The organism is Parajatrophihabitans canadensis (assembly GCF_053764775.1).
In genome coordinates, this window is the sequence record NZ_CM132445.1 from 1,970,055 (window position 1) to 1,983,892 (window position 13,838).

General features: G+C 62.6%; 13 protein-coding genes. 4 read left to right on the top strand and 9 right to left on the bottom strand.

Annotation, left to right across the window (positions count from 1 at the left end):
• Window positions 1–59 precede the first annotated feature (59 nt).
• The 9 genes from alc to ACSMXN_RS09775 all read right to left on the bottom strand — a co-directional run bounded on the left by alc (window position 60) and on the right by ACSMXN_RS09775 (window position 10,354).
• Window positions 60–1,106 carry an allantoicase gene (gene alc / locus ACSMXN_RS09735; protein WP_022911669.1) on the bottom strand — a complete coding sequence of 349 codons (1,047 nt, stop codon included), beginning with the start codon at window positions 1,104–1,106 and terminating at the stop codon, window positions 60–62.
• Window positions 1,103–1,870, bottom strand: a complete 768-nt coding sequence (locus ACSMXN_RS09740) for an aspartate/glutamate racemase family protein (protein WP_022911670.1) — start codon at window positions 1,868–1,870, stop codon at window positions 1,103–1,105. Before ACSMXN_RS09740 ends, alc begins: the two co-directional genes overlap by 4 nt.
• Before the next feature lie 28 nt (window positions 1,871–1,898).
• Window positions 1,899–3,281 carry an allantoinase AllB gene (gene allB / locus ACSMXN_RS09745; RefSeq protein WP_027139013.1) on the bottom strand — a complete coding sequence of 461 codons (1,383 nt, stop codon included), beginning with the start codon at window positions 3,279–3,281 and terminating at the stop codon, window positions 1,899–1,901.
• 5 nt (window positions 3,282–3,286) lie between these two features.
• A complete protein-coding gene (locus ACSMXN_RS09750; protein WP_022911672.1) occupies window positions 3,287–4,102 on the bottom strand; it encodes an N-acyl homoserine lactonase family protein in 816 nt (271 codons plus the stop codon).
• A gap of 37 nt (window positions 4,103–4,139) precedes the next feature.
• Window positions 4,140–5,747, bottom strand: a complete 1,608-nt coding sequence (locus tag ACSMXN_RS09755) for an ABC transporter substrate-binding protein (RefSeq protein ID WP_022911673.1) — start codon at window positions 5,745–5,747, stop codon at window positions 4,140–4,142.
• Window position 5,748: 1 nt separating this feature from the next.
• Window positions 5,749–6,378: a cysteine hydrolase gene (locus ACSMXN_RS09760; RefSeq protein ID WP_022911674.1), complete on the bottom strand. Its 630-nt coding sequence runs from the start codon at window positions 6,376–6,378 to the stop codon at window positions 5,749–5,751.
• An 89-nt stretch (window positions 6,379–6,467) separates the two neighbouring features.
• Window positions 6,468–7,481: an ABC transporter permease subunit gene (locus ACSMXN_RS09765; RefSeq protein WP_022911675.1), complete on the bottom strand. Its 1,014-nt coding sequence runs from the start codon at window positions 7,479–7,481 to the stop codon at window positions 6,468–6,470.
• A complete protein-coding gene (locus ACSMXN_RS09770; protein ID WP_022911676.1) occupies window positions 7,468–8,340 on the bottom strand; it encodes an ABC transporter permease in 873 nt (290 codons plus the stop codon). Before ACSMXN_RS09770 ends, ACSMXN_RS09765 begins: the two co-directional genes overlap by 14 nt.
• A gap of 1 nt (window position 8,341) precedes the next feature.
• Window positions 8,342–10,354: an ABC transporter ATP-binding protein gene (locus tag ACSMXN_RS09775; protein ID WP_022911677.1), complete on the bottom strand. Its 2,013-nt coding sequence runs from the start codon at window positions 10,352–10,354 to the stop codon at window positions 8,342–8,344.
• Between the two features lie 205 nt (window positions 10,355–10,559).
• On the opposite strand from ACSMXN_RS09775, the gene ACSMXN_RS09780 reads away from it, so the two are divergent.
• From ACSMXN_RS09780 to ndk, 4 genes are all read left to right on the top strand, one after another.
• A complete protein-coding gene (locus tag ACSMXN_RS09780) occupies window positions 10,560–11,237 on the top strand; it encodes a TetR/AcrR family transcriptional regulator (RefSeq protein WP_035942311.1) in 678 nt (225 codons plus the stop codon).
• Window positions 11,238–11,365: 128 nt separating this feature from the next.
• The gene (locus ACSMXN_RS09785; protein ID WP_022911679.1) at window positions 11,366–12,742 is read left to right on the top strand and encodes a bifunctional folylpolyglutamate synthase/dihydrofolate synthase; all 1,377 of its coding nucleotides are present in this window, start codon (window positions 11,366–11,368) and stop codon (window positions 12,740–12,742) included.
• The gene (locus tag ACSMXN_RS09790) at window positions 12,739–13,194 is read left to right on the top strand and encodes a DUF4233 domain-containing protein (protein ID WP_022911680.1); all 456 of its coding nucleotides are present in this window, start codon (window positions 12,739–12,741) and stop codon (window positions 13,192–13,194) included. Before ACSMXN_RS09785 ends, ACSMXN_RS09790 begins: the two co-directional genes overlap by 4 nt.
• Window positions 13,195–13,272: 78 nt before the next feature.
• A complete protein-coding gene (gene ndk, locus ACSMXN_RS09795) occupies window positions 13,273–13,728 on the top strand; it encodes a nucleoside-diphosphate kinase (RefSeq protein ID WP_022911681.1) in 456 nt (151 codons plus the stop codon).
• Window positions 13,729–13,838 lie beyond the last annotated feature (110 nt).

Below are 13,838 nucleotides of genomic sequence, written 5' to 3' on the forward strand. Positions count from 1 at the left end.
GTCAGGCGACCTGTCAGTCGATAGACAGGCATGAACGCCACACTTGGGACGCAAAAGGGTCAGCTCGCTGACTGCAGTTTGAGCGTGGCCGCGCGGATCGCCTCGGGAGTAGGTGTTCCGAGCACCCTGACTCGCGACAGGCCTCCGTCGGGATAGGTTTCAATCCGGACCGCGGCAATTTCCGCGGCGACGTCGGGATCGAGCCGGAACCTGTGCCGGGTGTCGGGCTGCAAAGGTGTTCGTCCGAGTAGCGGGTGCCAACCGGCTGTCGAAGCAAGGTCTGACTGGAGTTGGACAAACTCCTTCGCGGTGGCGCCGAAGAGCGCTATTTCGGCCGAGGCGTTGTATTTGAAGTGTGTCGTGTCTGCCTCGAACATGTGCAGGTTGCCTGCCGCTGCCAGGACGATGACGGCGCTGTCGTGGCCGTCGTCACGGCGGCGGCGCGTTTCCCAACCCTCGCCCATGTTTCTCGCGCGGTCGGGCTGGATGAGCACCTGAGCCGGCGTGTAGAAGTCATCGCTGGACCACACAACGCGGCCACCTTGCTCGACGCAGGACAGCTCGACTGTGAGGTGCTGCCATTCCCGTGGATCGGGCAGTACGGTGCCGAGCACGCGCATTCGCGCCACGCCGCCGTCCGGATCAATAGACAGCCGGACATGGGTGAATCGACGTTGATCGCTCACTTCAAAGTAGTTGTGAGCATCGCCTACCAGGCGAGCCGGCGGCACGATGCAGACCCACGGCACTGACGGCTCAGTCAGCTCAGCCACACTTGGGTAGCCCGGCATCGCGCAGGCTTCCACCCAGCAGTGGGTCGGATAGTTGCCAGTGAAGTGGCTCGTGTCGATATCGACGTATTCGATCCGCCCAGCAGCCCCCAACCGAATTAGCGCCCAATCGTGTCCCGGGATCCGCCGTCGACGGGTCTCCCATCCATCGACGATCTCGCCTCGGTGGTCGTAGTTGCCGGCCTCGAAAGCGGCTGGCCCGGGTGTGAGCAGGCTCTCCTTCAAGCCAAAGGACTCATCGCTGGCCTCGAGAACGCTTGATCCGAACCATCTGGACGCCAAATCCACAGCGTTCGCAACGGGATCGCTGTTCACCCGGCATCGCCCGAGACCAGCTTCGCCATCGGCAGGCCGAGCGCAGCCGAGAGTGGCCAACCACTGACCGGGTTGCCAGGAGGCGAGGCGTAAGTACATACCTTGCTCGTGCTCAGGCCCAGGCCAACGAGAGCCTCTGCCAGACGTACGCCAGCCGCCACTCCGTCTACGACGGGTACGCCCAACCGGTTCGTTATGGCTTCGGCCAAGCCGGCCATGCCACCGCAACCGAGGCAGATTACCTCGGCATGATCATACGAAACGGCGATCTCGGCCTGCTCGATGATGGCAGCCATCGCCGCATCCGGATCCTTTTCAACCGCAGCCGTACTCAGACCGCAAGACCTGATGGACACGCACCTTCCGGCCAATCCTGCGGCCTCTAGGCGGTCGGTGATGGCCGCAACCGATCGCTGCAAGGTCGTGACCACGGCATAGTTCCGTCCGAGCATCAAGGCGACATGCGCTGAGCTTTCGGCGATGTCGAGGACAGGCACCGTAAGCAGCTCCGCCACAGCGTCTCGGCCATGCTCACCAAAACCCGCCATCACCACAGCGTCATAGGGCTCTGTGACGGCAAGTATTCGATCCATGACCGCCACGGCGGAGAGATAGCTTTCCATGGCCGAGTCGATCGCGGCCGGGCCGAAGAAGGGCTGTACCGCAAGAATCGTGGTATTCGGTGCGGCGGCAGCTGCCGCCGCCTTGGCTATGTCTTGAGTCATCGCGGCCGACGTGTTCGGATTCACCACGAGGATCTGCATCGCTTACTCCTATCGCGCCCGCTGCTGCTCATTCGATCTGATCATCGCGATTCAGCAGCCGGCCGATAGGCGGTCCGGATGCCGAATCGATGCCGTGATTCCGCTCGGGGGTGTTTTCCAGGCTGAAGACACATCGTCCGCGAAGCCAGGTAGCGCGGGCCCGACCGCGCAGCTTCTGCCCTGCGTAGGGTGTTATGGCTTGCCGATGGTGCAGTCGGGCAGCATCGACGACGAACTCGGCGTCCGGGTCGAACACCACGAAATCGGCATCGCCTCCCACCGCAAGGCTTCCCTTGTTCTGCAATCCGGCGCAGGAAGCAGGCCCGCTGGACATCCAGCGCACTAGGTCCGTGAGCGCGAAACCTCGGGCGCTTGCCGATGTCCAGACCCGCGACGGCCCGAGTTGCAGAGAACTGATGCCAGCCCAGGCCAAGCCGAAATCCCCGGTCCCGAGGTGTTTCAACTCGACACTGCAAGGCGAATGATCTGAGACCACGGTGTCGATCAGCCCGTTTGCGAGGGCCTGCCAGAGCAACTCCTGATTGTCGTTGTCGCGGATCGGTGGGCAAGCTGCAAATTCCGTCGCCCCGTCCGGCACCTCCGCTGCGGACAAGCTCAGGTAGTGCGGACAGGTCTCGGCGGTCACCAGAACGTCACCCTCGCGCCGTGCGACTGCAAGCAGCGGTAGTGCGCTTGCGCTGGAAAGGTGGACGATATGGGCTCGGGCACCGGTCTGTCTCGCTGCCTCAATGACCGTGGACACGGCACGATCCTCGACCGGGTTCGGGCGCGAATCGAGAAACGATTGATAACTACGGCCGGACGGGCGCTGATAGCAGGAGAGCTCTTCATCGCTTTCGGCGTGGACGAGGATGCGGCTGCCGAGCCCGGCAATCTCGGACATGGCCGAGGTGAGCTGATCATTGGACAGCGGAGCGAAATCAGCTGTACCCGAGTCTGTCAGGAAAGCCTTGAAACCAAGGACACCAGCGTTGTGCAGCCGATCCAGCGAACCGAGATTCTCGGGTACCGCGCCAGCCCAGAACCCGACATCGACTCGACATTGGCCCGTTGCGGCCAATCGCTTGGCTCTCAATGCGGCCGGCGTGGTCGTTACCGGCACGCTGTCCAGCGGCATATCGACCAGGGTCGTCAACCCCGCCGCTGCCGCTGCCATCGTCGCCGAGGCGAAACTCTCCCAGTCGCTGTGGCCCGGGTCGTTTATGTGCACGTGCGAGTCGACGAAGCCGGGCAGCAGCACTACGTCTTCGTCGAGTTCGTGACATAGGCCGGCAGCGGACACCGTGCCCCACGGTTGGACACAGGCAATTCTGCCGTCGGCTATGCCTACGTCGACCGCTTGCTCCGCGCCGTCGACGATTGCGCGCGGAGCCCGCACGAGCAGGTCCAGCTCGATCACTCGGTCGGGAACCGAGTCTGAAATTCGCGGGTCAGCCGGGGCCACACCACGGGATCGTGGCCAGGCACCAACGTGAAGTCGCGTTCGGCCGCGATCTTCTTCAGTTTGCGAATGGGCTCAATCGTGTCTTCAGGATCGACGTCGATGAAACCCCCGATTGCCAGCTCCTGCTCGATATTCTCAGTCAGGTCAGCGGCATCGAAGGCAAATACGAATCCACCGCCGCCGACAGACTCATCGAGTTCGACCATGAAGCTCTGGTGCCCGGGGGTGTGGCCGTAGGTCGGTACGGCCGTCACCCCCGGAGCGATCTTGGCTTCGCCCTCGGCGAGTCGCCAGTCGATACGCGGATCGTCGTAGTCCACCCGAGCCATCGCATGGTGTTCGGGTTCGGGATGGTTGGACATTCCGTATTCCAACTCCCTGCGCTGAGCATGGACGGGCACCTGGCCGGCGAACAGTTTGAGACCGCCGGCGTGATCGTGATGCAAGTGACTCAGCGCAACCGCGTGTATGTCTGCGATATCGATTCCCACTTCGTCCAACGCTTCGACGATGGGTTCGCCGTCTCCCGGCAGTACCGGTACGTACTCGATGCTCGGGTAGTACCTCCGGTACAGCGCCGGGTCACGGATGAGCGCGGTGTTGAACCCGGTATCGAGGAGTAGCCAGCCGCCGTCGACCTGAAGCAGCACCCCTGGCGCTGGCTCGCGCATCCGCTCAGATGCAGGTGCGCCGTGAATCGAAACAGCTCTCGGCAAGTCCTCCCATCCCAGTGTCAACAACACAATCCGTCGCACGCCGTTACCCATACTCAACCGCTCCTCTCGACTTGCTCGGCGTCCGGTCTCATCCGGCCGACAGGTTCGCGAGAATCAGCGTATTCGGGTTGGACACCGTGTGAGCGTTCTCAACACCCTTCAACCAGGTCTGGGCGACCACGAAGTCCGATACGTTGACGAGGTTCATCCAACATCCCGTCTTGGACGCACTCTGCGCGGCTTCGGAGAATGTCTCGTCGGATCCGGTCAGGGCGCCTTGCGCGATCAGCGCGCTGGTCGCCGGGTCGGAGCACTGCAGGTAGTTCAAGCCGGCGTCCTTGTCGAAGCTGATGTGCGCCCAGGTGTAAGGCGGCGGCGCATCAGGCCAACCGAGGGTTGCCAGCATGTCGGGCGCTCCCTTCACGTCGCTTACCCAGCCGAAGATCTGCGATGTCGGGTAACTCTGAACCTTGGCGGTCAGTCCGACGGCTGCATACTGGGCAGACATCAGGTTCGCAACCAACTGGTTGTCCGGTGATGACGAGTCGTAACCAATCGTGATTGTTTTCTGGTCCGACGGAAGCGAGGACACGATGGACTTCAAGGCCGAGGGGTCATAGGTGATGCCTTGCTGGGCGAACTGGCTTGCCATCATGTTTGCCGGGTAGACCTGGGTGGCCTTCGTCCCGCGGCCGAAATAGGCTTGCTTGACCAGAGCGTCTACGTCGATGGCCTGAAGCAGGGCGACCCGGTTGGCCTGGCTGCTCTCCAAGGGCTTGTGCGGATTTACGTACAGATAGTCAGACATCATCGTCGGAAGCGTGTAGTTCGAGTACTTCTTACTGCTGAGGTAAGAAGAAACTGCCGAAGACGGCAGGTCGTGCAGGATTGCCGCCAACTGGCCGTTGTTGAACTGCAGCTGCTGCGTTGAGGAATCGGTGATCACTGGTAGGTCGACTTCGGTGAAATACGGCTGCGCGCCCCAGTATTTTGGATAGGACTTCAGTGTGTAGTGATCACCCACCTGCGCATCGGTAAGCGTGTAGGCGCCGGTCCCGATGTCATGAGTGGTCAGGTACTTCTGATCGTGGTCGGTGCCTGCGTTAGCCGCGAGGGCCGTCGGGCTCATCATCTTCGGTCCGTAGGCGGCCGCGAGGTAGGCAAGGAAGGTCGCGTTGCTGTGTTTGAGGGTGATCGTCGCAGCATAATCGCCTTGAGTGGTCACCGAAGCGACGTCGGCGACCATATAGGCCGGCCCCTGATTGACTGCGAGTCGTCGGTCGAAGGATGCCTTGATTGCTGCCGAGGTGAAGGGCGTTCCATCGTGGAAGGTCACACCCTTGCGCAAGACAAAGGTGAATTTCTTGTGGTCAGGCGACTCCGTCCAACTGGTCGCGAGCGCTGGCTCGATTGTCGGTGTGGCTGTGCCCGTCTTGTAGGTGAGCAGGCCCTCGTAGAGATTGGTGGTCAGCAACAGTCCTTGGCCGGCATAGAAGATGTCCGGATCTGGCGGCTGGCCAGGATCTTGAAGGAAGGACAGCTTCAGTGTCTTGTCAGTCGGTGCTGCATTGGCTGGACCGCTGCTAGACGGGGAGGAGCCCCCGCCACATGCCGCGAGCGAGAGGATCGCGGTCACGCCGGCGGCCACGCCGACAAGGGCCCGGCGGCTGCCCCGATGAAATACTTTCCCAGCCATATCAGACCCCCAGAAGTTCGTTCGAGTTATTGGATTGTGCAAATACACCGAGAGCGTCGACGATCTCAGCGGTCGTTCGGCGGGCCCCCGCCTGTAGGTACTCCATCGCATCCAGCGATGCTTCGTGCCTTGCTTGGCTTGATCCGCCCACGCAGTCCTCGACGACCCGTACGTAGTAGTCGCGTTGATGCGCGTCGGCAAAGGTGTAATGGACGCAGACGTCGGTCAACCCTCCGATGAGGATGAGGGTGCTGGCACGCAGGCCGCGAAGGACGATCTCGAACTCCGTGCCGATGAAACCCGAATAGCGTCGTTTGACTATGTGGAACTCGTCGGCTCGTGGTTCAAACTCCATTGCGGTACCTGGCGCGCCATCGATGCAGTGTGGCCCCTCAGCGCCGTCGAGTTCGCGCCCGAAATCGACACCACTCGGTCGGTGAACTTCTTGGAAGTAGACCACCGGAACACGTGCCTCTCGAGCGGCAGCTATCAGGCGCGCCGCTTTCGTTACTCGGTCCGCGTGACCAGGCATATGAACAATGCCCATCTCCTCCGCCGGCAGGGCGCCGCTCTGCTGGATGTCGACCACTACCAATACGGGATTGCCGACGAACAAGGGCTGTTTAGGCATTCTCAACTGCTTTCCGGAATCTGGGCGGGGTGATCCGCAACTGGCGATCGTGAAGCGACTTTGCCGAGCTTTCGTAATCCGTCGTCATGTCAGGCGTTGATCCGCGGGTCGGCGACGGCCTGCAAAATATCCACTGCGGTGTTGATGACGATGTACGCGACGCCGAGCATCAGCGTTACACCGGCGATGGCCGGAAAGTCAGCAACCGGGATGCTTTGGGCTACGTACTGTCCGATCCCGGGCCAGCCGAATACTTGTTCTACAACAAGGACACCGGCAAACATCAAACCAACCTGCAGACCTGTCATCGACAGCGCGGCCCCGAGTGCATTGCGCAGGACGTGCTTGCGCAGCACGCCCAGTTCGGACAGGCCCTTCGCTCTGGCCGTACGGGCGTAGTCGCTGTGCAGGTCCGCCAACAGGCTCGACCGCAGTACCCGACCGATCGACACCGCCGGTCCCAACGCGATAGCCAAGGCCGGAAGGAACAGGTGCTTGATGGCGTCGGTGCTCACCGATAGCTGCCCGTGCAGGACTCCGTCCACGACAAGCAGCCGCGTTGGACCTGTCGGCACATTGTTCAGTCCGGTTCGACCGCTTGCGGGCAGCCACCCCAACTTCTGGTAGAAGATGATGATCCCGGCGATGGCGAGCAGGAACGTTGGCGTGGAGGCCCCAACCATGAGAATCGCACGGAACAATCGTGAACCTGGCCACTTGAGGATGGTGCCGAACGCCAGCAGCATTGCGAGGAAGATCGCGATGATCAATCCCGCGAGGGTAAGTTCCAGAGTCGCCGGCAGGTACTTGCCCAAGTCGGTCGTGACCGGCCGACGTGTTCGGTAAGAGGTCCCGAGGTCTCCGTGTGCAAGGCCTTTGAGATAGTTCCAGAACTGCACAGAGATCGGACGGTCAAGGCCCAATTCGTGACGGCGTTCCGCCACCGCCGAGGCCGAGGCCTGTGCACCCAGCTGAGCATGCACCGGATCGAGCGGCGAGATGTGTTGTAAGTAGAAAATCACCGCAGCGAGGACGATGATGATCGCGAACATCGCGATAAGGCGTTTGTACAGCAGCGAAATCATCCGATTACCTGCGTCCATCGAGGAGGTTGCGAACGCTGTCTCCAGCGATGTTGCCCACGAGCGCGAGTACCATCACCGCGAGTCCAGGCATGACCGGAACCCACCAGTACTGCAAGAGGTAGCTGAGATTGCGTGCACTGTCGGCACCGAGCTCGGGGGCTGGCGCTGATTGACCCAGCCCGAGAAAAGACAAGCCCGCCAGGGTGAGTATCAGGTTGCCAATATCCAGGCTGGCGGTCACGATTGCCGCTGGGATGGCGCCAGGCAGCAGATGTCTGAAGGCGACCCGTAGTCGAGACGTTCCCGAGAGTTTTGCGGCCTCTATATGCGGCCGAGCTGCCAGATTCCGGATTTCACCGCGCACGATTCGGGCGTAGAACGGCCACCACACGATGGACACAGCGATCAGCGTGTGGATGAAGCCTGGGCCGAGGGCGGCCACGACGGCGATGGCGAGAACAGGCGCGGGCAGGGACAGAAATGCGTCGGTCACGCGCATGAGCAGGTTGTCCAGCCAACCGCCCGCAGCGCCGGCGATGAGCCCGATGAGTCCACCGAAGAGCATTCCGATGGCCACCACGGCCAAGGCCGCGAACCAGCTCGCTCGCATGCCGTACAGGACGCGGCTCAGGATGTCACGACCAATGCTGTCGCTCCCCAGCAGAAATCCACCATGGCCTGGTTTCTGAAAGGGAATCCCGACCGGCTGGAGCGGATCATGCGGTGCGATGATCGGCGCGAGCAGGGCGACCAAGGTGACGATCACGACGAGGCTGGCGCCAGCGTAGTTCAGGTAACGGTGACTATTTCTTGGCAGAACGGGCGCCCGGCGGGTTCGTACCGGTCGCAGCTCGAGCGCGGGGTCGACAACGACCACCTCAGACCACCTCAGTTTCGGTACAAGCGACCTGGCGGGTCCCGCCTGGACGGGCGGTAAGCCGGACCTCCAGCGTTGGCTGGCTACAGGCCTCGATGGCTATCGGACATCGTGGATGAAACGCACAGCCCTCCGGCGGTCTGAGCGGACTTGCTGGTTCACCCTTCAGCGCAGGCGGCTTGCGACCGACATCCGGAATCGAGGCGACCAACGTCTGGGTGTACGGATGCGCCGGGCGGGACGTGATCTCCTCCGCATCGCCGATCTCGACGATCCTGCCGAGATACATGACCGCTATCCGATCGGCGACGACCCTGGCGACCGAGAGGTCATGCGTTACGAACAACACTGACATGTTCAGCCGCCTGCGGAGGTCGGCGATCAGATTCAGAACCGACGCGGCCAGGGAGACATCGAGGGCACTGGTGGGCTCGTCACAGAGCAGCAGCGCAGGCGGGATGACGGTCGCGCGCGCAAGCGAAACCCGCTGTCGTTGCCCGCCTGAGAGCTGGCTGGCCCGTGCGCGAGCCGCCTCTGCGGGTAGGCCCACCTCTTTGAGTGCGGCGATCACCCGATCCTGACGCTCAGCTCTGGACAACGTGAGTCCTTGGGCTCGCCGCAAGCGCTCACCGATCAGTTCGCCGACGTTCATCCACGGCGTCAGCGACGCTCCGGCGTCCTGGAAGACCATCTGCGGTCGGTGACCGCCGGACAAGGTCACCGACCCGCCATCGTGGGTTTCCAAACCGGCGATGACCCGAAGCAAGGTGGACTTGCCCGAACCGCTCTCGCCGACGAGAGCTACTGATTCACCGGCGCCGATGGTCAAGGACACCCGGCGCAATGCCCGCAGGCCACCACCTCGGCCGCGCCGCCAGCCGGATCCGACGGCGAACGTCTTCACCACATCTTGGACGACGACGACCGGCTCGGCGTGCGTCGACGAGGAGCGTTGTTTTGCTGCTGGTTCGATCGACTCGCCCGGCCCGGCGTCGGCTGAGGCACCTGACCGGACGGTTTGTGCGGAGCGGATGCATGCTCTCGAGTGTTCGTCGGTGATGCTGACCAGCGCTGGCAGGACAGCCCGGCAATCGTCGACCGACACGACGCACCGGGGTGCGAAAGCACACCCGGGCAGCGGCGTCACCGGACTGGGTACCTCACCGGCCAAGGCCGGTAGCGGACGGTGCCGGTCGGCCGTCAATGACAACCGGGAGCGCATCAAGCCAAGCGTGTACGGATGAGCCGCCGCGCCGAGCACGTCGCGGGTCGGGCCCAACTCCGCGAGCCGTCCGGCATACATGACGGCGACGCGGTCAGCGATCTGGGCCGCAACACCGAGATCGTGTGTGATCAGCAGAACGCTGCACCCGATCTCATCCCGCAAGGTGCTCAGCAGGGCCAGCACCTGGGCCTGCACGGTGACATCGAGGGCAGTGGTTGGTTCGTCGGCGATGACGAGCCCTGGATTGCCGGCCACTGCCATTGCGATCATCACGCGTTGCCGCAGACCGCCGGAGAGTTCATGGGGGAAGCTCGACATTCTGCGGCCCGGTTCGGGCACTCCGACCGCCGCAAGCAGGCGTTCGGCTTCCTCGGCGCTCCCGGTGGCTTCGATGAGCTGCTTGCCGACCTTCATGGTCGGATTCAGCGAGGTCATCGGATCCTGAAATACCGCTCCCAGATCGAGCCGGCGGACCTGGCGGTGCGCAGCGGCTGATCCTGCCAACATGTCGGTACCGCGCACCCGCACCGAACCTTCGGTGTGCGGATGGCCCGGGAGCAGTCCGAGCAGCGCCAGCCCGAGCACGCTTTTGCCTGAACCCGACTCCCCGACCAGACCCAGAATCTCGCCGGGACGTATCTGCAGATCGACTCCGCGCAGCGCATGGATAGATTTGCCATCGCGCTGAAAGGTGACGTGTAGCCCGCTGATGTCGGCGATCCGGTCAACCTGCTCGGGTTCGCTTCTTGATTGTGTCGTGGAGAGCGCAGACGATGGCGCAGACGTCACTGGACCACCTTTCGTCGCGATACCTGTCGGTCGACAGGTTGCTGCTGGTTCGAATACCTGTCATTCGATAGACAGACAGTAAGGAGCCGGTAGTGACGGCAGGATGCACTTTCGTAAACACTGCGTTTCGAAGTACAGGTCCGCTGGGGAAGTGGGGGAGTGTGCGGCATTCATCCCCTTACCAACGCGTGTACGTTCGGGAACTGTGAGTACCACGACCTCAGCAGTGGGCAGGGCTCGACTGATTCCGAGTCGTCGGGAGGGCCTGTCCGCCCGCGAGGAGATTCTCGAAGCGGCGGCCCAGCTCTTCTCGGAAAACGGCTACGCTGCGACCTCGACGCGCAGCATTGCTCTGGCGGTTGGGATCAAGCAGGCTTCGCTCTACTACCACTTTGCGTGCAAAGAAGACATCCTTGCCGGGCTGCTCGCCGGTACGGTCGAACCATCGCTGGCCTTTGCTACGAGGATTGCCCGGTCGGGCCACTCTGCTCAGGTTCAGCTATATGCACTCGCGCACTTCGACGTCACGCTGCTTGCCGGGGGGTCCTCGAACGCGGGGGCGCTGTATCAGTTGCCCGAGCTGCGCGCCGAGCGGTTTGCCGAATTTCGCCGCGACCGCAATCGGCTCCGAGATGCCTACGGCAGACGCATAGCAGCGGGAATCAGAACTGGAGTCTTCACCCAGGCCACATCGCTCCGCGTGGCCACCGAGCTGGTTTTTGCTTTTGCTGAAAGCGTAATATCGATCAGAAGCAACTCTGCACTCGACACCACGGACCTTGCGCCGACAGTGTCCGAAGGCTGTTTGAGACTGCTGTCGTGTTCCGAACCATTGATCGCCGAGGCCGGCCGCCAGGCAGCGGGACTGTTGACGACTGGATAAGAACAGCTGGCGGTGGCGCGTCGCGGTATCCAGGGATTAGCCGAAGGGCTGCCTGCTCAGGGCCCGCATTGCATGGCTTGCGCGACGCGTGCCGCTTGACGCCGTCCGCGCCCGTAGGATGGACTCCCGTGGAATCCGCCTCAGCAAGTAGAGCACAGTCGGATCGGTCTCGTCGTCAGGCAGCCGAGCAGTTGCTGCTCAGCCGCTGGGGTGAGGCGAAGATCAGCCCGTCGCGAGACCGGATCGAGATGTTGATGGACCTTCTCGGTCAGCCACAGAAGGCCTATCGCTCGATTCATATCACCGGGACGAACGGCAAGACTTCGACAGCCCGCATGATCGAGGAACTGCTTCGCGGCTTCGGCCTTCGTACCGGGCGCTACACAAGTCCGCATCTGTCCGAAATGACGGAACGTATCGTCATCGACGGCTCGCCCGTAAGCGATGGCGCCTTCGCCGACGCGGTCGGGGAGATCACGCCGTTCCTCGATCTCGTGGACGAGCGCGCAGACATCAAGATGACCTTCTTCGAAGCGATAACCGGGCTGGCGTTCGCGATCTTCGCCGATACGCCCGTCGACGTGGCTGTCGTAGAGGTGGGCATGGGTGGGACATGGGATGCGACGAACGTGCTCGACTCGCCCGTGGCGGTGGTGACTCCCATCGGACTGGATCACACCGCCTACCTGGGTGACACGGTCGCCGAGATCGCCACCGAGAAAGCCGGCATCATCCACGAGGGCGCCTCGGCCATCCTTGCGGCGCAGCCTAACGAGGCTGCAGCGGAGTTGCTGAAGCGTGCTGCGCAAGTGCAAGCGGCGGTTGCAAGGGAGGGTCTCGAGTTCGGCGTTCTCGATCGACGCGTCGCCGTCGGTGGGCAGATGCTGACCTTGCAGGGCCTCGGTGGCGAGTACGACGACGTGTTCCTTCCCTTGCACGGTGCGTACCAAGCTCAGAACGCGGCATGCGCGCTGGCAGCCGTCGAGGCCTTCTTCGGCGCGGGAGCGGAATCTGGTCCGATCGACCTGGACATAGTTCGAGCTGCCTTCGCCGCAGTCACCGCTCCCGGCCGTCTCGAGGCGCTGCGTTCGGCACCGACAGTGCTCGTCGATGCCAGCCACAATCCGGCGGGCATGATCGCTACCGTGCAAGCGCTGGACGAGGGGTTCGATTTTCGACAGTTGATCGGAGTCGTCGCCATGCTCGCCGACAAGGATGTCCGAGCCTGTCTGGACGTGCTCGAGCCGGTTCTGGATCAGATCGTGGTGAGCGAGAACGCCTCGCCGCGGACGATGGGTGTCGATGATCTCGCGGCAATTGCGGTCGACGTCTTCGGTGCGGATCGGGTAACGGTGGAGCCCCGGCTCGACGATGCGATCGAGCGGGCGATCGAACTGGCCGAAGAAGGTGCAGACGGCTTGGTGGTCGGCGCAGGCGTCCTGGTAACCGGTTCGGTCGTCACCGCTGGGGAAGCTCGTACCCTGCTCGGTGGTAACCGGACGTGACCGAGGGCAGTGAACCGAAGGAAAAGGGTGCTCCAGATCAGGCTGTACCCGATGACGCGGATTGGGAGCCGACCGAGGAGGACTGGGAAGCTCGCAGGTTGAAGGCCAACCGAGCTACCCGCGGCGGCATGGCGGCCATTCTGTGCCTAGAGGCATTCGTCGTCCTTCTTGTCCCACGAACAATCGCTCAAACCTCGCAAGGCCTCTCAGGTACGAAAACCGGGCTACTGATCGGTCTGGCCGTCCTCCTCGTCGGCGCTGGATTCTTACTGCGAAGGCCCTGGGGAATCGGCCTTGGGTCTGCCTTGCAGGTCTTGCTGGCAGCGGTGATCGTCCTGGTGCCGATTTTTGCCGTCGTAGTGGTCTTCTTCCTTGGCATTTGGGGCTACCTACTGCAGACCCGGCATCAGCTCGTCGGCACCCCGGCGGGGTGGCGCATGCTGGTGTCCTGAGCAGATCCAGATCCAGATCCAGATCCAGATCCAGGTCCCTGATCCGCTCGCCGTTCGTCGGGCCGATACTCTGGCTCGGTGACTCAAACTGCGGCTGAGCCGACCTCTGAAACCATCGAGCGCACGCTGATTCTCGTCAAGCCGGACGGCGTAGCCCGGAATCTGATCGGCGAGGTGTTGTCGCGCGTCGAGCGTAAGGGTTACCGACTCGTCGCATTGCAGCACCGGCTGGCTGACGCCGACCTGCTGTCGCAGCATTACGCCGAACACGTCGGAAAACCCTTCTACGAGCCGCTGGTCGAATTCATGTCCTCAGGCCCAGTGGTCGCCCTCGTCGCCGAAGGCCATCGCGTGATCGAGGGATTCCGTGCGCTAGCTGGCGCTACCGATCCCACCGCCGCGCTACCGGGCACGATTCGCGGTGACCTCGGGCGGGACTGGGGGTTGAAGGTCCAACAGAATCTTGTCCACGGTTCGGATTCCGAAGCGTCGGCAGCTCGGGAGATTGCTCTGTGGTTCCCGGCCGAAGCCTGAGAACAGGGTCGATCTTTCTTAGTTACCAGCGAGTTCGGTGCGGCGAGTCGCGACCGTGATATTGGCAGTCGCAACATACGATCATCTTTGATATTCACACGAGTAACACG

Excerpts from the sequence above, each read along its gene's own strand:
- ACSMXN_RS09740 (WP_022911670.1), bottom strand. The coding sequence starts at position 1,870 with ATGCAGATCCTCGTGGTGAATCCGAACACGTCGGCCGCGATGACTCAA.
- ACSMXN_RS09750 (WP_022911672.1), bottom strand. The coding sequence starts at position 4,102 with ATGGGTAACGGCGTGCGACGGATTGTGTTGTTGACACTGGGATGGGAG.
- ACSMXN_RS09755 (WP_022911673.1), bottom strand. The coding sequence starts at position 5,747 with ATGGCTGGGAAAGTATTTCATCGGGGCAGCCGCCGGGCCCTTGTCGGC.
- ACSMXN_RS09760 (WP_022911674.1), bottom strand. The coding sequence starts at position 6,378 with ATGCCTAAACAGCCCTTGTTCGTCGGCAATCCCGTATTGGTAGTGGTC.
- ACSMXN_RS09765 (WP_022911675.1), bottom strand. The coding sequence starts at position 7,481 with ATGGACGCAGGTAATCGGATGATTTCGCTGCTGTACAAACGCCTTATC.